Here is a 17270-nt window from a genome sequence, read left to right as displayed (position 1 = left end):
CCGCCTTATTCCGCGGCGGCCCGCGCGCTGGCGCGGTCGATCAGGCTCTTGCCGGTCATCTCCGCCGGCTGCGGCAGCTTCATCAGGTCGAGCAGCGTCGGGGCGATGTCGGCCAGACGCCCGCTGCGGATCGCCGACACCCCGGCGGGGCCGTTCACCAGCACCAGCGGCACCTTGTCCAGCGTGTGGGCGGTGTGCGGGCCGTTGGTCTCCGGGTCCTTCATCAGTTCGCAGTTGCCGTGATCGGCGGTGACCAGCATCACGCCGCCCTGGGCGCGCACGGCGGCCTCCAGCCGGCCCAGGCTGACGTCCACCGCCTCCACCGCCTTGATGGCGGCGGACAGGATGCCGCTGTGGCCGACCATGTCGGGGTTGGCGTAGTTGATGACCACCAGATCGTACTTCCCGCTGTCCACGGCGGCGACGACCTTATCGGTCACCTCGGCGGCGGACATCTCCGGCTGGAGGTCGTAGGTGGCGACCTTCGGCGACGGCACCAGGATGCGGTCCTCGCCCGGATACACGCGCTCCTCGCCACCGTTGAAGAAGAAGGTGACGTGCGGGTACTTTTCCGTCTCGGCGATGCGCAACTGGGTCAATCCGGCCTCGCTGACCACTTCGCCCAGCACCTTGGTCAAGGATTTCGGCGGAAAGATGGTCGTCATCAGCTTGGCGAGCGTGGACGAGTATTCGACCATGCCGACGGCGGCGGCCAGCTTCGGGACCGAGGCCCGCTCGAACCCGTCGAAGGCCGGGTCGACGAAGGCGGCCAGGATCTCGCGGGCGCGGTCGGCGCGGAAGTTGGCCATCAGGATGGCGTCGCCGTCCTTCATGCCGGTGTAGCCGTCGATGACGGTCGGCAGGATGAACTCGTCGTGGGTGCCGGCGGCGTAGCTCTGCTCGATCGCCTGGATCGGGTCGGCGGCCTTTTCACCCTGGGCGCTCACCAGCGTGGCGTAGGCCTTGGCGACGCGGTCCCAGCGCTTGTCGCGGTCCATGGCGTAGTAGCGCCCGCTGACCGTGGCGACATTGACGCCGGGCAGGGCGTGGACGTCGGCCATGAACTCGGCCATCTGGTCCTTGGCGCTCTGCGGCGGCACATCGCGGCCGTCGGTGAAGGCGTGGATCTCGACCGGGACGCCCTCATGGGCCAGCACGCCGGCCAGCGCCGCGATGTGGTCCTGGTGCGAATGCACGCCGCCCGGCGACAGCAGGCCCAGGATGTGGCAGCGCCCGCCCGAGGCCAGCAGCGTCTTGGCGAGGCCGGTCAGGGCGGCGTTGCGCTCCAGCTCGCCCTCGACGATGGCGTGGTCGATCATCACCAGATCCTGGCGGACGACGCGGCCGGCGCCCAGATTCATGTGACCGACCTCGGAGTTGCCCATCTGGCCCTTGGGCAGCCCGACCTCCTCCTCGCTGGCCTCCAGGAAGGCGCGCGGCTCCGACGACCACAGACGGTCCCAGTTGGGCGTGTTGCCCTGCGCGATGGCGTTGTCCTCGCGCTCCTCGCGGTAGCCCCAGCCATCCAGGATGCACAGCACTACGGGTCGGGGACGATTGGTCTCGGTCATCACGGTCCTCATACGCCTGTCACGGTCGGGTTGCGGGTCTCGGTCGAACGGTCTGATGCCAGTCTTCTTATGGCCGGGTTCTTATTGCCTTGGGCCGGATCAGAAAATGGCATGCCTGCTCACGCGCACAATGGGAGTCATGCACGGTGATAGGGGTGTCCGGCCAGAATTTGCTGGGCACGGTAGATTTGCTCCGCCAACATGCCTCGCACCAGCATATGCGGCCATGTCATGGCGCCCAAGGCCAAAAGGAAATCGGCGCGCGCCCGCACGGCGTCGCCGTGGCCGTCGGCCCCGCCGATGAGAAAGGCGATGTCGCCCGCTCCCTGGTCCCGCCAGCCGCCGATCTTGGCGGCGAAGGCTTCGCTGGTGATGGTCTTGCCGCGCTCGTCCAGGGCCACGACGATGGCCCCGGCGGGGATGGCGGCCAGAAGAAGCTCCGCCTCCTGCCGCTTCAACTCGTCGGAGGCGAGGCGTTTCTTCACCTCGACCTCGCGCAGAGTCAGCGGCCAGGACAGGCGCCCGGCATACTCGTCATACAGGTCGCGCGCCGGACCGGTCCGTGACCGCCCAACCGCGGCAAGCCACAGACGCATCGGTCCGACTCCCGTTCGTCACCCGTCCTGAGCGTCGTCCGTCAGGCGCTCATGCGCTCGGCGGAGGGCCGCGGCGTCTCAAGACCCCACATCTTCTCGATGTTGTAGAAGGTCCGGACTTCCGGGCGGAACAGGTGGATGATGACGTCCCCGGCGTCGACCAGAACCCAGTCGCACTGGTTCAGGCCCTCGACCTCGACGCCGCGCAGGCCGGCCTGCTTCATGCGGTCGGCCAGCTTCATGGCCATGGCGGCGATGTGCCGGGTGTTGCGGCCCGACGCCACGATCATGTAGTCGGCGATGCTGGTCTTGCCGGCAAGGTCGATGACGACGACGTCTTCGGCCTGATCGTCGTCCAGGGACTTCTCGACGAGCGCCTTCAGTTCGTCCGGCTGGGGAACGGGAACGGGCGCGGGCCGCACAACGGGCGCGGCCGGTTCGATGAACGTGTTGATGGTACCTACCTCGCGATACAGGGTCACGACCCGCTGGCGCGTGCCCGGCGGATCGCCGTCGCCGAAGCCGGATGCAGCGGGTTGCGGAGGAAAATCCAGGCCGGTGTTTTCGAACCGGCCAACCCCTTGGCCTTGTGCATGCTCACCCGGCGACGGGCATAGCGCTGAGCGGCCATGCCACCAAGCGCTCCCATAGAATAAGTTGGACGGGCGAGAACTGCAACCGGCACCAGCCGGAAGATGCGCGTCCAATGCCGCCAGCGGGGGATTTGCCGAAGATTGTCCGCCCCCATCAGCCAGACGAAGCGCGTTTTCGGGAAGCGCCGCTTCAGCTTGGCCAGCGTGTCGGCGGTGTAGCGGGTGCCAAGCTCGCGCTCGATGGCGGTGACCCGGATGGCCGGATGGCGGGCGGTGCGCCGGGCCTCCTCCAGCCGTTCGGCGAGCGGTGCCATGCCCCGCACCGGCTTCAGCGGGTTCTGCGGGCTGACCAGCCACCACACCTGATCCAGCCCCAGCGCCTTCAGCGCGTACAGGCTGATGTGCCGGTGCCCGGCGTGGGCCGGGTTGAAGGAGCCGCCGAGCAGCCCGATGCGCAGGCCGGCGTGGAGCGGGCCGGCGTAGCGGTGGGGGGGTGGTTTCACGGTACCCCCACCCTAACCCTCCCCCGCTTCGCAGGGGAGGGGATTGACTCCTCCCCCTGCAAAGCGGGGGGAGGTTGGGAGGGGGGCTCGTGGATGGACGTGTTACGGCCGCGTCTGGCCATCGCCGCGCACGACATACTTGTAGCTGGTCAGCTGCTCCGCCCCCACCGGGCCGCGGGCGTGGAACTTGTCGGTGGAAATGCCGATCTCGGCACCCATGCCGAACTCGCCGCCGTCGGCGAACTGGGTGCTGGCGTTCCACAGCACGATGCCGCTGTCGATGCGCTGGAGGAAGCGCTCCGCCGCCGACGGGTCCTCGGTCACGATGGCGTCGGTGTGGTGGGAGCCGTGGCGGTTGATGTGGTCGATCGCCCCGTCCACCCCGTCCACCACGCCGCAGGCGATGATGGCGTCGAGATACTCGGTGTCCCAGTCCTCCGCCGTCACCGCCGTCACGCGCGGGTCGGCGGCCTGGGCGGCGGCGTCGCCACGGACGGCGCAGCCGGCGTCCAGCAGATCCTTCACCAGCACCGGCAGGACGGCGTCGGCGATCCGGCGGTCGACCAGCAGCGTCTCGGCGGCGCCGCAGATCGAGGTGCGGCGCATCTTGGCGTTCATCACCACCTTGCGCGCCTTCTCCGGGTCGGCCCCGGCGTCGACATAGACGGTGTTGTTGCCGTCCAGATGCTTGATGACCGGGATGCGGCTCTCCTCGGCGATGCGCTGGATCAGCGACTTCCCGCCGCGCGGGACGATCACGTCGATGAAATCGCGCATGGTCAGCATGTGGCCGACCGCCGCCCGGTCCGTGGTCGGGACGAGCTGGATCGCCGCCTCCGGCAGACCGGCGGCGCGCAGGCCGTCGGCCAGACAGGCGGCGATGGCGCGGGATGAGCGGATGCTCTCCGAGCCGCCGCGCAGGATCGCCGCGTTGCCCGACTTCAGGCAGAGGCCGCCGGCGTCGGCGGTCACATTGGGGCGGCTCTCGTAGATGATGCCGATCACGCCCAGCGGCACGCGCACGCGCTGGATGGCCAGCCCGTTGGGGCGGGTCCATTCGGCGATGACGCCGCCGATGGGATCGGGGAAGTCGGCGATATCCTCCAGCCCCTTGGCCATCGCCTCGATGCGGGCGTCGTTGAGGGCCAAGCGCTCGATCATGGGGCCGGCGAGGCCGCGCTCCCGGGCGGCGGCGACGTCCGCGTCGTTGGCCGCCTGGATCTCCGCCTTGCGGGCGCGGATCGCGGCGGCCGCCGCCCGCAAGGCCTGATCCTTCGACGGGCTTGGCACGGTCGCCAGCTCCGCCGCGGCGGCGCGGGCGGCGCGGCCGAGGGCGAGCATCTGATCGTGCAAGGCGTCGGTGGTCTCAAGCAGGGCGGACATCGGTCTCACTCCAGTGGCGTTCGCCAAACAAAAAGGGCCGGAACCATAGCCCATCCCGCGGCTCCGCGAAAGCCATGGCGGCTAAGCCGAATTGCTGATCGGTGTACTCAACAATCCGTCTGTGCCGCGGCCGATTGCGGGGGTAGCGTGGCTTTCCGCATCATCGGTGAGGGAGAACCCCATGGTCCGGCCCATGGTCCGGCTTGTCCGCCGCGGCAGCGTCGCCGCGTGCCTGATGCTGTCCGGCATGATCGCGACGGCCTGGGCCGAAACGGCGCTGGAATCGCCTGTGGAACGGGGGCGCGCCCTGGTCAACGGAATCGTCGCCTGCGGCAACTGCCACACGCCGCAGGGGCCGGGCGGTCCGGTGGCGGGACGCGAACTGGCCGGCGGGACGCCCTTCGTCGAGGACCCCTTCACCGCCTACGCCTCCAACATCACGCCGGACCCGGAGACGGGGATCGGGCGCTGGACCGACGAGCAGCTGATCACCGCCATCCGCGAGGGCAAGCGCCCCGACGGCAGTCTGATCGGCCCGCCGATGCCTTTCGGCTTCTACCGCGGCCTGTCGGACGGCGACCTGCGCGCCATCGTCGCCTATCTGCGCAGCGTTCCGCCGGTGCGGCATTCTGTCCCGAAGTCGGAGTACCGCATGGCGCTGCCCGCCGCCTACGGCCCGCCGGTCGGGACGGTGGCGGAGGTGCCGCGTACGGACCCGGTGACCTACGGCGCGTACATGGCCGGGCCGCTCGGCCACTGCATGGAGTGCCACACGCCGATGCTGCCGGACGGGCGGCTCGACATGACCCGCATGGGGGCCGGCGGGCGCAACTTCACCGGGCCGTGGGGCAACGCGGTGTCCCGCAACATCACGCAGGACAAGGAGCACGGGCTGGGCGGATGGACCGACGCGGAGATCGGCAAGGCCATCACGGAGGGTGTACGTCCCGACGGCAGCCGACTGAGCCCGCCGATGGGCTATCACTATTACAAGTCCATGAGCGACGGCGAGCTGGGCGCCCTGGTCACGTACCTCCGTACGCTTCCCCCGACCCGCTAGACCCCACCGGCCGTACGTGAAATACCGCACCGCCGAAAACGCAGTACCGTAAGCGTCGCCGAGAAGGCATAGTCCGCGGGCTTTTCCACCCGCCGGACCGTGGCCCCATGCTGACCCTGCTGCTGATCGTCTCCGCCTTCTTCGCGGGCGTGCTCAACGCCGTGGCCGGTGGCGGCAGCTTCCTGACCTTCCCGGCGCTGATCATGGCCGGCGTGCCGCCGCTGAACGCCAACGCCACCAGCACGGTGGCGGTGTCGCCGGGCGCGCTGGCCAGCGCCTACGGCTACCGGCGGGAGTTGGGACGGATCAAGGAGGTCAGCCTGCCGGCCTTCCTCGGCGTCAGCCTGATCGGCGGGCTGCTGGGCGCGCTGCTCCTGCTGTGGACGCCGCAGCGCGTGTTCGAGGCGGTCATCCCCTGGCTGCTGCTGTTCGCGACGGTGCTGTTCGCCTTCGGCCCGAAGGTGTCGGCCTACATCCGCCGCAACTTCAAGGTCGGCCACAACACGGTGCTGATCGTGCAGTTCTTCATCGCCATCTACGGCGGCTATTTCGGCGGGGGGATCGGCATCCTGATCCTGGCGACGCTGGGCGTCTTCGGCCTGACCGACCTACACGCGATGAACGGGCTGAAGGCGCTGGTCTCTGGCTGCCTCAACGCGGTGGCGGTGGTGGCCTTCGTCCTCGGCGGCGCGGTCTACTGGAACGAGGCGTTGATCATGCTGGTCGCCGCCATGGCCGGCGGCTACGCCGGGGCTGCCGTCGCCCGGCACATCCCGCCGCCGATCCTGCGCAAGTTCGTGATCGTCGTCGGCGTGGCGATGACCGTCTATTTCTTCATCGTGAAGGGCTGAAGCGCCCAGAGGGCGGCGGTCAGTCCGCCGCCATGCGCTCCGCAAGGCCGCACAGGCCGTCCCAGTCCAGCTCCGCCGGGTCCGTGACCACATGGTCCGCGGCGTCGAACAGCAGGTCGGCGTGCTGCGGCCAGGCGATGGTCAGCATGCCAGCGGCCTTGGCGGCGCGGGCGCCGGTCGGGCTGTCCTCAATCACCGCGCAGGCCGCGGGCGGCACGCCGAGGCGGGCGGCGGCGGTCAGGTAGGGCTCGGGGTCCGGCTTGCCCTTGGTCACGTCGTCGCGGCTGAGCCCGAATAGGAAGTGCGGGCTGCCCATGTGGCGCAGGTTGGCCTCGACCACCCGGCGTCCGCTGTTCGACACGCAGGCCTGCAGCAGCCCCCGCTCCGCGAAGGCGTCAACCAGCGCCAGGGCGCCGGCCCGCGCCTCGACCTCGGCGATGCGCTCCAGATAGAGGTCGGTGATGGCGTCCGCCCATTCCCGGAAGGTCAGGGCCATGGGCCGGGCGGCATGCAGCCGGGCGTACAGCTCCGGGAAGGCGACGCCCAGCGTGGCCGCGTAGTCCGTGTCGGACAGGGCATGGCCGTGCAGTCGGCAGACCGCGATGGTGGCCCGCTGGTGCCAGGGCTCGCTGTCCAGCAGCGTGCCGTCAATGTCCCACAGGATTGCCTGGAGGGGCGGGCGGCCCACGATCGGAACGCTCACCGCACCACCAGATCGTCGCGGTGGATCATCTCGTCGCGGCCCCGGTAGCCGAGGATCTCCTCGATCTCGTGGCTCTTGCGGCCGGCGATGCGGCGGGCATCCTCGGCGGCGTAGGCGGTCAGGCCGCGCGCCACCTCGCGCCCGTCCGGCGCCTTGACCACCACCACGTCGCCGCGCTCGAAGTCGCCCTCGACGGCGCGCACCCCGGCGGGCAGCAGGCTGGCCCCGCGGGCGAGCGCCGACAGAGCGCCGGCGTCCACGATCAGCGTGCCATGGGCGTTCAGGTTGCCGCCGATCCACGCCTTGCGGGCGGAGGAAGGGGAGGCGGCGGGCAGGAACCAGGTGCAGAGCGCGCCGCCCTGCTCGGGCCGCTGCTCCAGCGCGGCCAGCGGGTTCATGCGCTTGCCCTTGGCGATGACCATGCGGCAGCCGGCGGCCAGCGCCACGCGCGCCGCGACGATCTTGGTCACCATGCCGCCGGAGCTGTAGCCGGGCGGCGGCTCGCCCGCCATGTTCTCGATGTCGGAGGTCAGTTCCTGGACGACCGGGATGTGCCGGGCGTCGGGGTCCTTGCGCGGGTCGGCGGTGTAGAGGCCGTCGATGTCCGACAGCAGGACCAGCGTGTCGGCGCTGATCATCTGGGCGACGCGGGCGGCCAGACGGTCGTTGTCGCCGAACCGGATCTCCGCGGTGGCGACCGTGTCGTTCTCGTTGATGACGGGGACGGCGCCCAGCTTCAGCAGCGTGTCGATGGTGGCGCGGCCGTTGAGGTGGCGGCGGCGCTCCTCGGTGTCCTCCAGCGTCACCAGCACCTGGGCGACGGTCAGGCCGTGGCGGGCCAGCGTCTCCTGATAGGCGGCGGCGAGCCGGATCTGGCCGGTGGCGGCGGCGGCCTGCTTCTCCTCCAGCCGCAGGGCGCGCCCGACAAGGCCGAGATGCTCGCGCCCGCAGGCGACGGCGCCGGAGGTGACGATCACCACCTCCTGGCCGCGCTTGCGGCAGGCGGCCACGTCGTCGGCCAGCGCGTCCAGCCAGTCGCGGCGCATCTGGCCGGTGGCGCCGTCGACGAGCAGGGCGGAGCCGATCTTGACGACCAGCCGCCGCGCCTCGACCAACGTGGGGAGCAGGGTGGGAAGCAGGGAGGGGGTATCAGCCTTTGGCGTTGTCGTCGTGGCCGTCGCCGTCGCTGTGTTCGGTGTCGTCACCGTCATCGTCGCCTTCATCGTCCCAGTCATCCCCATCCGAGTCGGAGCCGTCGTCCGCCTCCTCGGGGAGATCGTCGTACTCGCCCGTCTCCTCGTTCCAGCCCGCATACTCGTCGTCCATCTTCTGGCCGACCGGCGGCCGGGGGATGGAACGGGTGGCGGGGGCGTGGATGACGTCGGGCTCCTCTTCCTTGGACTGTTTGATGAGCGTGAGCAAGCGGTAAAGCACCGCCTGGACGCCCTGGCCGGTGGCGCCGGACAGAACCATCACCTCGGCACCCGACGCCGCCTCCAGCGCGGCCTTCTTCTCCGCGATTTCCTCGTCGAGCAGGGCGTCGGCCTTGTTCAAGCCGATGATCTCCAGCTTGTCGGCGAGATTGCCGCCATAGGCGACCAGCTCGTTGCGGATGGTGGTGTAGGACTGGACCACATCCTCCGCCGTCCCGTCGATCAGGTGGAGCAGCACGCGGGTGCGCTCCACATGGCCGAGGAAGCGGTCGCCCAGCCCGTGCCCCTCGTGCGCGCCTTCGATCAGGCCGGGGATGTCGGCGATCACGAACTCCTCGTCACCCGCGCGGACGACGCCCAGGTTGGGGGCCAGCGTGGTGAAGGGGTAGTCGGCGATCTTCGGCCGCGCCGCGGTGGTCGCGGCCAGGAAGGTGGACTTGCCGGCGTTGGGCAGGCCGAGCAGGCCGGTGTCGGCGATCAGCTTCAGCCGCAGCCAGACCCAGCGCTCCTCGCCCGGCCAGCCGGGGTGCGACTTGCGCGGGGCGCGGTTGGTCGGGGTCTTGTAATAGGCGTTGCCGAAGCCGCCGTCGCCGCCCTTCAGGAAGACGACGCGCTGGCCGGCCTCCGTCAGGTCGAGCAGGACGGTCTCCTGATCCTCGTCGAGGAGCTGGGTGCCGACCGGCACGCGCAGGACCACGTCGTTGCCCTTGGCGCCGTTGCGGTTGGCGCCCATGCCGTGGTTGCCGCGCTGCGCCTTGAAATGCTGCTTGTAGCGGTAGTCGATCAGCGTGTTGAGGCCGTTCACGACCTCGATCACGACGTCGCCGCCGCGGCCGCCGTTGCCGCCGTCCGGTCCGCCATACTCGATGAACTTCTCGCGGCGGAAGGCCACGGCGCCGGGGCCACCGTCGCCGCTTTTCAGATACACCTTGGCTTGATCGAGGAACTTCATCGGGGACCGTGCCGGCCAATCTACCGTTTGCGCACCGTCCTCCAACCGTGGGAAGGGGGCGGTGACCACACCATCAACAAAAGAAAATCGGGGGCCGGTTGCCCGAACCCCCGATCATCCGAATACACCGTACGGGCCGGACGAGATTACTCGGCCGCGACCGCCGGGACCTCCACCGCCTCGATGGCGACGTAGGTGCGCCCCTGGGCGCTGTGCTTGAAGGCCACCACGCCGTCCGCCTTGGCGAACAGGGTGTGGTCCTTGCCGATGCCGACGTTCTCACCGGGGTGGAACTTCGTGCCGCGCTGGCGGACGATGATGTTGCCGGCGACGACGTTCTCGCCACCGAAACGCTTCACGCCGAGGCGGCGGCCAGCGGAGTCGCGGCCGTTGCGCGAGGAGCCGCCTGCTTTTTTATGGGCCATGGGGAGTTACTCCTGTGACTGGTCGGCGGCCGTTCAGGCGGCGCCGTTGATCCCGGTGATGCGCAGGACGGTCAGGTCCTGGCGGTGGCCGTTCTTACGGCGATAGTTCTGGCGGCGCTTCTTCTTGAAGACGATGATCTTCGGACCGCGATCCTGGGCGACGATCTCGGCGGTCACAGCAGCGCCGGCAACCGTCGGGGTGCCAAGGGTGGTGCTGCCGCCGTCGCTGACCATCAGCACGTCGTTGAGCGTGATGGAAGCGCCGGCCTCGGCCTCGAGCTTCTCAACGCGGATCACGTCGCCATTGGCGACCTTGTACTGCTTGCCGCCGGTGCGGATCACTGCAAACATCGTCGTCACTGCCTATCTCAAAACAAACGGAAGGGCCGCTCGCCCACCGTTTGAGGTGCAAGCCCGTTCGTGAGAGCGGGGATTTAACCGATGGGCCACCGGGAGTCAACAGGCATGGTGGCATTTTCCCGTTCATTTTCTTGCAAACAAGGGCTTGCATCCCCCCAGGCTTTTGGGTAGGTTCCGCGCCACCCCGGAAACGGGGCAGCGGATGGGTGGCAGAGCGGTTGAATGCACCGCACTCGAAATGCGGCATACCCGCAAGGGTATCGGGAGTTCGAATCTCCCCCCATCCGCCACTCTCATTCGAGCGAACGCTCAAACGAAGAAGCCTTCCCGACCGGGAAGGCTTTTTTCGTTTCCGGCCCCGGGTGTGTCTCAAGCGTCCTTGAGCATCGCCAGCGCCGCCTCGAACAGCAGGCTGCCCGGTTCGGCGAAGCGGTCGACCACGCTGAAATGGTCGGCGCCCGGCTCCACGATCTCCCGCACCGCGTTGCCCTGCGCGGCCCAGGCCAGGGCGTAGTCGGCCTGCTGGCGGTGCATCGCGTCGGTCTCAAGGCCGCCCAGCGCCGGCATCAGCAGCGGGGCGGGGGCGGGAACGGCGTGGATCGGGCTCAGCCGCCGCGCCGAGTCGGGATCGAGCCGCAGCTGCTCGTTCACCTCGAAGCCGAGCATCGGCTCCAGGTCGTAGAGGCCGCTGATCGGGATGCCGCCGGCCACGCGGTCGCGGTTCTCCGAGACCAGCTTCGCCGTCAGGTGGCCGCCCGCCGAATGGCCGGACACCACCACCCGCCGCGGATCACCGCCGAAGCCGGCCGCGTTGGCGATCACCCAGTCCAGCCCGGCCTGGGCGTGGCCGCACAGCTCGTCCATCGTCACGTCCGGGCACAGGCCGTAGCCGAGCAGGACCACCGCCACCCCGCGTTCCACATAGGGCGCGGCGATGAAGGAATGCAGGTCCTTCGACAGGGCGCGCCAGTAGCCGCCATGGATGAAGACCAGCACCGGAGCGTTCGTTCCGGCCGGGAAGACGTCGGCGCGCTGGCGCGGGTGCGGGCCGGTGGGAACGTCGTAGCGGCCGCCGAGCCGGGCGCGCACCGCCTCGCTCTCCGCCTGCCAGCGGGCGAAATAGGCCGGGTGTTCCGGCACCAGCTTGCGGAAATTGTACTGGCGGTCGATCTCGGCGGCGGTCATGCCGCCATACAAGGCTTCAGACGCCAAGATAGCGCTCCTTTAGGGTGGGGTCGGCGAGCAGGGCGGCGGAACTGCCGGACCACACCAGCCGCCCCTTCTCGATGACGTGATGGCGGTCGGCCAGGGCGGCGAGGGCGTGCACGTTCTTGTCCACCACCAGGATCGCCTGCCCCTCGCCCTTCAGGCGGGCGAGGCAGTCCCAGATCTCCTGGCGGACCAGCGGGGCCAGCCCTTCCGTCGCCTCGTCGAGGATCAGCAGCTTGGGGTTGGTCATCAGGGCGCGCCCGACGGCGAGCATCTGCTGCTCCCCGCCCGATAGGTTGCGGGCGAGGTTGCCGGCGCGCTCGGCCAGCCGGGGGAACAGGGCGTGGACCCGCTCCACCGTCCAGGGATCGCGCCGCGCGAAGCGGTTGGCGGCGGTGGCGATCAGGTTCTCGCGCACGGTCAGGGTGGGGAAGACCTGCCGCCCCTCCGGCACCAGGGCGATGCCAGCCCGCGCGATGCGGTGCGGCGGCCGTCCGGCAATCTCCTCCCCCTCGAACGTGATCGAGCCGCCGGTCGGCGCCACGAGGCCCATGATGGCCTTGATGGTCGTGGTCTTGCCCATGCCGTTGCGGCCCATCAGGGTCACCGCCTCGCCGGCGTTGACGGACAGCTCCATGCCGAACAGCGCTTGACTGGAGCCGTAGGCGGCGGTCAGGTTGGCGACGCGCAGCATCAGGCGACCTCCAGCTCGTCGCCGAGATAGGCCTCGCGCACCGCCGGGTCGTTGCGGATCTGTTCCGGGGTGCCGCTGGCGAGGTCTTTGCCGCGCACCAGAACGGTGATGCGGTCGGCCAGCGCGAAGACGGCGTCCATGTCGTGCTCCACCAGCAGGATGGTCACGCCGCCCTTCAGCTCCCGCAGAAGCTCGACCATGCGGGCGGAGTCCTCCGGCCCCATGCCGGCCATCGGCTCGTCGAGCAGCAGCAGCCGCGGTCCGGTCGCCAGGGCCATCGCCAGTTCGAGCTGCCGCTTCTCGCCGTGGGCCAGCGCGTCGGCGCGGGTGTCGGCCCGCGCCCCCAGCCCCACCCGCTCCAGCACCGCGCGGGCGGGGTCGGCCAGCCGGCGGTCGCGCGCGGCGTCGCGCCAGAAACGGAAGCTGTGCCCGGCGTGGGCCTGCACCGCCAGCGCCACGTTGTCGAGCGCGGTGAAGCTGGGGAAGATCGAGGTGATCTGGAAGCTGCGCGCCAGCCCGCGCTGCGCCCGCTTGTGCACGGGCAGGCGGGTGACGTCGCGCCCGTCGAACAGGATGGTTCCGGAATCGGGCGTCAGCTCGCCCGACAGCTGGCCGATCAGGGTGGTCTTGCCCGCCCCGTTCGGGCCGATCAGGGCGTGCAGCTCCCCCTCCGCGACGGACAGCGAGAGGCCGTCGGTGGCGGCCAGACCGCCGAAGCGCTTGACCAGCGAGTCGGTACTCAGCAGAGGGGGGCTCAGCAGCGGGCTGCTCACGGGCGCCTCCCCTCGACGACGCCCCACAGGCCCTTGCGGGCATACAGCACCAGAAGGATCAGCACCGGCCCCAGCACGATCTTCCAATGCTCGCCCAGCCCGGCGTGGGCGAGGTCCATCAGCTCCGGCACGAACTCCTCCAGCAGCAGGAGGGCGGCGGCGCCCAGCACCGGGCCGATCAGCGTGCCGATGCCGCCCAGAACGACCATCACGATCAGGTCGCCGGAGCGGCTCCAATGCAGATATTGCGGCCCGACGAACATGGTGGCGTTGGCGAGCAGCGCCCCGGCCAGCCCGGCCAGCGCCCCGGCGATGACGAAGGCGACGAGCTTGTAGCGGGTGACCGGGTAGCCGAGGGCGGCCATCCGCCGCTCGTTGTCCTTGGCGCCGCGGATCACCCGCCCGAAGCGGGAATTGACCAGCCGCCAGCCCAGCGCCAGCGCCGCCACCAGCAGCCCCAGCACCACATAGTAGAAGGTGGTGTGGTCGGCGATGTTCAGCGGGCCGGGCAGGGTGGAGCGGCTCCACAGCGCGATGCCGTCGTCCCCGCCGTAGGCCTTCAGCCCGGTCATCAGGTAGAACAGCATCTGGGCGAAGGCCAGCGTGATCATGATGAAGGGCACGCCGGTGGTGCGCAGCGAGATCGCCCCCACCGGCAGCGCCGCCAGCGCCCCGGCCAGCATGGCCAGCGGCCAGACGATCAGCCCGTTCACCGTGCCGGGAAAGCCGAACAGCGTCGATCCGTCCGACTGGTGGGCGAACAGGATGCCGACGGCGTAGCCGCCGATCCCGACGAAGGCGGCGTGGCCGAAGCTGACCATCCCGCCGAAGCCCAGGATCAGGTCGAGGCTCACCGCCGCCAGGGCGAAGACCAGGATGCGCGTCGCCAGCCGCACGTAGAAGGGCTCCCCCATCCAGTCGGCGACGGTGGGCAGCGCCAGCGCGACGGCCAGCAGGATCAGCAGGGCGATGCGGGGGCGGGTGAGCAGGGCGGTTCGGGGCGCGGTCGGGGGCATGGAGGGCCGGGAAAGAGGGGCGGTCAACCAATCGGTGGGCCAATCGGTAGGCCCGTCTTTTCGCACAGTTGGGCGACCTTGAACACAAAAGGTCGCGCCGGCCCGCTCATGTCCGCCGGGTCACCCCCAGGGCGTGTCGTGGCGCCGCCGCCGTGACCGCTGGAGGAGCTGGCGCTCGGTGCAGCGCTTCATGTGTTCCGGCACCTCCGAATCCTCGCCGATGATGGGGCCGCTCAGATAGGCGGCGCCCGCGGCCTCCGCCGCCTCCAGCTCCACCGGATTGCGGACGCCGTCCACATAGGCGAACATGCCGAACTTGCGCGGTCCGGGGCAGAAGGTCTGCACCCGCTCGAGGATGCGCGGCTCGTCCTCCCGCCCGTCCAGCCGCAGCCCGACTCCCTTGACGCCGGCGGTGGCGTAGACCGACAGGTCGCCCGCGTCCTCGTGCAGGATGACCATGGCGGCGCGTGCGAAGGGCCGCAGCATCGCCACGATCTCGGCCAGCCGGCCATAGGGGACGCCGGCCGGCAGCCCGTCCAGCTCGAAGGCCAGGAACGGCATCAGCACGCGCGGGATCATCCGGCAGGCCTGGATGTATTCCCGCCGCCGCCGGCTGGAGGCGAGCGTGCCGAAATGGACGGGGATGGTCTGGGCGTAGCGGAATTTGTTGGCGTACAGCTCGTTGTAGGTGCTGACCGCGAGGCTCAGCGTCTCCATGTCGAGGTCGAAGACGGCCTCCTCGCGCTCCGGGTCGAAGGCGTCCATCAGGTTCAGAGTGCGGGAGGTGTCGGCGTCGGTGCGGCAGCAGTAGGTCGACACCACCTTGTGCTTCACGTCGAACACTGGACGGAACAGCACCTTGGGCCGGCTCTGCGGCGTGATGGTGTCCGCTGGCATCTCGGTCCAATGCGGGTGCCGCGCCTCCGCCGTTGGTATGGTCGCTGGAATGGCGCCGTCGGCCGGCGGGGACGGCGCCGCGGGCGCTTCCCGCTTGTGGACGGCGTCCTTGAGCAGGTCGGCCAGACGTGCGGTGTCCAGGGCGACCCCGCCGCCGACATCGACCACCGCGGTCTTGACGGTGATGCGCCGCGTGTCGGCGTGGCCCAGCAGCGCCTGGTGCAGGCTTTCCATCACCTTGCTGCAGGTGAGCTGCGCCGATTTCCGGTCGGCCTGGGCGAAGACGATGATGTAGTGGTTCTCGCCATAGCGGAACCACACGTCGCGCGGCGACAAAACCTTCTTGAGCATGCGCTCGGTGTAGACGTGCACCCGCTCGTTCACGCTTCCCCAGCGGTCGCCCAGCTCATTCCGGATCTCGTCGAGGCCGATCAGGTGGACCGATCCGGCGGTGACCGTCTGGCTGTGCGCCAGGATCTGCCGGGCGCGTTCCTTGAAGGACTCGTCGATCGATTGGGTGGAGGACGGAGCCAAGGACGGGGTAAGGCCGTCGTCGTGTTCCGGTGGGGCGCCGTCTGGACCGGAGGGATGGTGTGTGGCCATGGTCGAGCTTCCCTTTCCGGTTGTGGGGAGCGCGAACCCAAAGACAGGGCAGCCGCCTGGAATGGGTGCGAACTTGAATGGATCGACTGCACAAACAGAATGATCCTTTCGCACTTGCTAATGCGTTAACGGAGGCGTGGGGCCGGCCTTTGCAGATGGTCTATGCGAAAAGAAGCGCGCCTTTCCGAACTTGCCTATGCCGACTCGCGGCGTGCCTTGACTCTGGCCCTCATCAGCATCTGCTTCTCGGTGCAGCGCCGCATGTGTTCGGGAACGTCGGAATCCTTGCCGACCACGGGCCCGCTGACATAGGCCGCCCCGGCTTCGATCGCCGCCTGAAACTGTTCGATGTTGCGGATGCCGTCCAGATAGGCGAACAGACCATGTTTGCGTGGGACGGGGCAGAAGGCGTTGATCTTGTCGATGCAGCGCTGATCGCCGTCCCGGAAATCCATGGACAGCCCGACACCCTTGACGCCGGCTCTGGCGTAGGTGCCGATGTCGGTGGTCTCCTCCCGCAGGATGACGATGGTGGCGCGCCCGAAGGGGCGCAGCAGGGTGACCATCTCGGCCAGCCGGCCGCTGGGAACGCCCTGCGGCAATCCATCCAGCTCGAAGGCCAGGAAGGGGATCAGGCAGGCGGGGATCATCCGGCAGGACTGGAGATACTCCCGCCGCCGCCGTGCCGAGGCGAGGGTCTCGAAATGCACGGGGATGGTCTGGGCGTAGCGGAAATTGTTCTTGTACAGCTCGTTGTAGGTGAAGACCGCGTGGCACAGGGCTTCCATGTCGTAATCGAAGATGGCCTCCTCCTGCAGGAATTCGGCCAAGATGATCTGGTTGATGTGCCGGCAGGTCTGGAGGTCCGGGCGGCAGGTGTAGGTGGAGATCACCTTGTTGCGCACGTCGTAGACCGGGCGGAAAAGCACCTTGGGCGGCGGCGGCGGCTCGTCGTTGCCCAGCGCGAAGGCGGACAGCGAGGGGCGCCGGCGCTCCTCGGCCTGCGGCGGGCCAACCGGCCCCTTCGACTGGCTGGCGGCGTCGAGCAGCTCGTCCAGCCGCGCGCTGCCGACTGCGATGCTGCCGTCGATCTCCACCAGCGCGCTCTTGACGATGATCTGGCTGGTGTCGCTGTGCCCCAGCAGCGCCTGATGCAGGGATTCGACGATCCGCCCGCAGATGAGCTGCGCCGCCTGCAGGTCCGCGTGGGCGAACACGATGATGAATTGGGAATCGCCGTGCCGGAACCACACGTCATGGGAGGACAGCGTTTTTTCGAGCAGGCGGTCGGTGTAGGTGTGGACCCGCTCCTTCACCCGCTCCCAGCGATCGCCGAGATGGTCCCGGATGTCCTCCAGCCCGATCAGATGCACCGCTCCGGCGGTGATGAGCCGGCCGCTGGAGAGGATATCCCTGGCCCGTTCGCGGAAGGCCGCGTCGTTCAGATGGCAGGAGGCTTGGCAATCCGCCGCCTTGGCGGCGCCGTCGCAGTGACAAGGGGGGGCGATGCCGGTCCGGTCCGCGTGGTCGTCCTTGGCGCTGGGCGGCGGTTGGACTGCGTTCACGGCCATGTCTCCCTCGCAACCGGCGGAGGTCGCGGTGCCGGTTCTGTGCCTGCCTTTTGGATGTTCGTCTCGCTAACAAGGGT

At 69.3% G+C, this 17270-nt stretch carries 18 protein-coding genes and 1 tRNA gene; 3 read left to right on the top strand and 16 right to left on the bottom strand.

Annotation, left to right across the window (positions count from 1 at the left end; translation table 11 throughout):
- Positions 1–5 precede the first annotated feature (5 nt).
- The 5 genes from gpmI to D3869_RS05320 form a co-directional block, all read right to left on the bottom strand.
- The gene (gene gpmI / locus D3869_RS05340) at positions 6–1571 is read right to left on the bottom strand and encodes a 2,3-bisphosphoglycerate-independent phosphoglycerate mutase (RefSeq protein ID WP_137139225.1); all 1566 of its coding nucleotides are present in this window, start codon (positions 1569–1571) and stop codon (positions 6–8) included.
- A 137-nt stretch (positions 1572–1708) separates the two neighbouring features.
- Positions 1709–2167: a 23S rRNA (pseudouridine(1915)-N(3))-methyltransferase RlmH gene (gene rlmH, locus D3869_RS05335; protein ID WP_014239449.1), complete on the bottom strand. Its 459-nt coding sequence runs from the start codon at positions 2165–2167 to the stop codon at positions 1709–1711.
- A 41-nt stretch (positions 2168–2208) separates the two neighbouring features.
- Positions 2209–2589 (bottom strand): ribosome silencing factor, encoded by a 381-nt coding sequence (gene rsfS / locus D3869_RS05330; RefSeq protein ID WP_051658054.1) that lies wholly within the window; start codon positions 2587–2589, stop codon positions 2209–2211.
- A gap of 56 nt (positions 2590–2645) precedes the next feature.
- On the bottom strand, positions 2646–3263 hold the full coding sequence (locus D3869_RS05325; protein WP_137139224.1) for a nicotinate-nucleotide adenylyltransferase: 618 nt from the start codon (positions 3261–3263) through the stop codon (positions 2646–2648).
- 102 nt (positions 3264–3365) lie between these two features.
- Complete coding sequence (locus D3869_RS05320) at positions 3366–4646, bottom strand: glutamate-5-semialdehyde dehydrogenase (protein WP_137139223.1); 1281 nt, start codon at positions 4644–4646, stop codon at positions 3366–3368.
- 181 nt (positions 4647–4827) lie between these two features.
- Between D3869_RS05320 and D3869_RS05315 the strand changes: the two genes are divergently transcribed.
- Both D3869_RS05315 and D3869_RS05310 read left to right on the top strand, forming a co-directional pair.
- Entirely contained in the window at positions 4828–5706 is an 879-nt protein-coding gene (locus D3869_RS05315) for a c-type cytochrome (protein WP_247895732.1), read from the top strand.
- Positions 5707–5813: 107 nt separating this feature from the next.
- Entirely contained in the window at positions 5814–6557 is a 744-nt protein-coding gene (locus D3869_RS05310) for a sulfite exporter TauE/SafE family protein (RefSeq protein ID WP_137139222.1), read from the top strand.
- Positions 6558–6576: 19 nt separating this feature from the next.
- On the opposite strand, the gene D3869_RS05305 is transcribed toward D3869_RS05310, so the two are convergent.
- The 5 genes from D3869_RS05305 to rplU all read right to left on the bottom strand — a co-directional run bounded on the left by D3869_RS05305 (position 6577) and on the right by rplU (position 10421).
- The gene (locus D3869_RS05305; RefSeq protein WP_137139221.1) at positions 6577–7260 is read right to left on the bottom strand and encodes an HAD family hydrolase; all 684 of its coding nucleotides are present in this window, start codon (positions 7258–7260) and stop codon (positions 6577–6579) included.
- Positions 7257–8495, bottom strand: a complete 1239-nt coding sequence (gene proB / locus D3869_RS05300; protein ID WP_247895731.1) for a glutamate 5-kinase — start codon at positions 8493–8495, stop codon at positions 7257–7259. The genes D3869_RS05305 and proB overlap by 4 nt, the downstream gene beginning before the upstream one ends.
- On the bottom strand, positions 8410–9645 hold the full coding sequence (gene obgE / locus D3869_RS05295; RefSeq protein ID WP_137139220.1) for a GTPase ObgE: 1236 nt from the start codon (positions 9643–9645) through the stop codon (positions 8410–8412). The genes proB and obgE overlap by 86 nt, the downstream gene beginning before the upstream one ends.
- Positions 9646–9791: 146 nt before the next feature.
- A complete protein-coding gene (gene rpmA / locus D3869_RS05290) occupies positions 9792–10070 on the bottom strand; it encodes a 50S ribosomal protein L27 (RefSeq protein WP_137139219.1) in 279 nt (92 codons plus the stop codon).
- 33 nt (positions 10071–10103) lie between these two features.
- Positions 10104–10421, bottom strand: coding sequence for a 50S ribosomal protein L21 (gene rplU, locus D3869_RS05285; RefSeq protein ID WP_014239459.1), 318 nt, complete (start codon positions 10419–10421; stop codon positions 10104–10106).
- A 209-nt stretch (positions 10422–10630) separates the two neighbouring features.
- On the opposite strand from rplU, the gene D3869_RS05280 reads away from it, so the two are divergent.
- Positions 10631–10720: transfer RNA gene (locus D3869_RS05280), tRNA-Ser, on the top strand.
- Positions 10721–10799: 79 nt separating this feature from the next.
- Here the strand turns inward: D3869_RS05280 and D3869_RS05275 are convergent.
- The 6 genes from D3869_RS05275 to D3869_RS05250 all read right to left on the bottom strand — a co-directional run bounded on the left by D3869_RS05275 (position 10800) and on the right by D3869_RS05250 (position 17193).
- On the bottom strand, positions 10800–11642 hold the full coding sequence (locus D3869_RS05275; RefSeq protein ID WP_137139218.1) for an alpha/beta hydrolase: 843 nt from the start codon (positions 11640–11642) through the stop codon (positions 10800–10802).
- Positions 11632–12333, bottom strand: coding sequence for an ABC transporter ATP-binding protein (locus D3869_RS05270; protein WP_137139217.1), 702 nt, complete (start codon positions 12331–12333; stop codon positions 11632–11634). Before D3869_RS05270 ends, D3869_RS05275 begins: the two co-directional genes overlap by 11 nt.
- Positions 12333–13106, bottom strand: a complete 774-nt coding sequence (locus D3869_RS05265; protein ID WP_247895730.1) for an ABC transporter ATP-binding protein — start codon at positions 13104–13106, stop codon at positions 12333–12335. The genes D3869_RS05270 and D3869_RS05265 overlap by 1 nt, the downstream gene beginning before the upstream one ends.
- Complete coding sequence (locus D3869_RS05260; protein ID WP_137139216.1) at positions 13103–14122, bottom strand: branched-chain amino acid ABC transporter permease; 1020 nt, start codon at positions 14120–14122, stop codon at positions 13103–13105. Before D3869_RS05260 ends, D3869_RS05265 begins: the two co-directional genes overlap by 4 nt.
- 120 nt (positions 14123–14242) lie before the next feature.
- Complete coding sequence (locus tag D3869_RS05255) at positions 14243–15622, bottom strand: diguanylate cyclase (RefSeq protein WP_137139215.1); 1380 nt, start codon at positions 15620–15622, stop codon at positions 14243–14245.
- Between the two features lie 194 nt (positions 15623–15816).
- Complete coding sequence (locus D3869_RS05250) at positions 15817–17193, bottom strand: hypothetical protein (RefSeq protein ID WP_247895729.1); 1377 nt, start codon at positions 17191–17193, stop codon at positions 15817–15819.
- Positions 17194–17270: the final 77 nt, after the last annotated feature.

Source organism: Azospirillum brasilense (assembly GCF_005222205.1).
GTDB lineage: Bacteria > Pseudomonadota > Alphaproteobacteria > Azospirillales > Azospirillaceae > Azospirillum > Azospirillum brasilense_G.
Note: the sequence above shows the minus strand (reverse complement) of the source record. Positions and strands in the feature narration are given on the sequence as shown.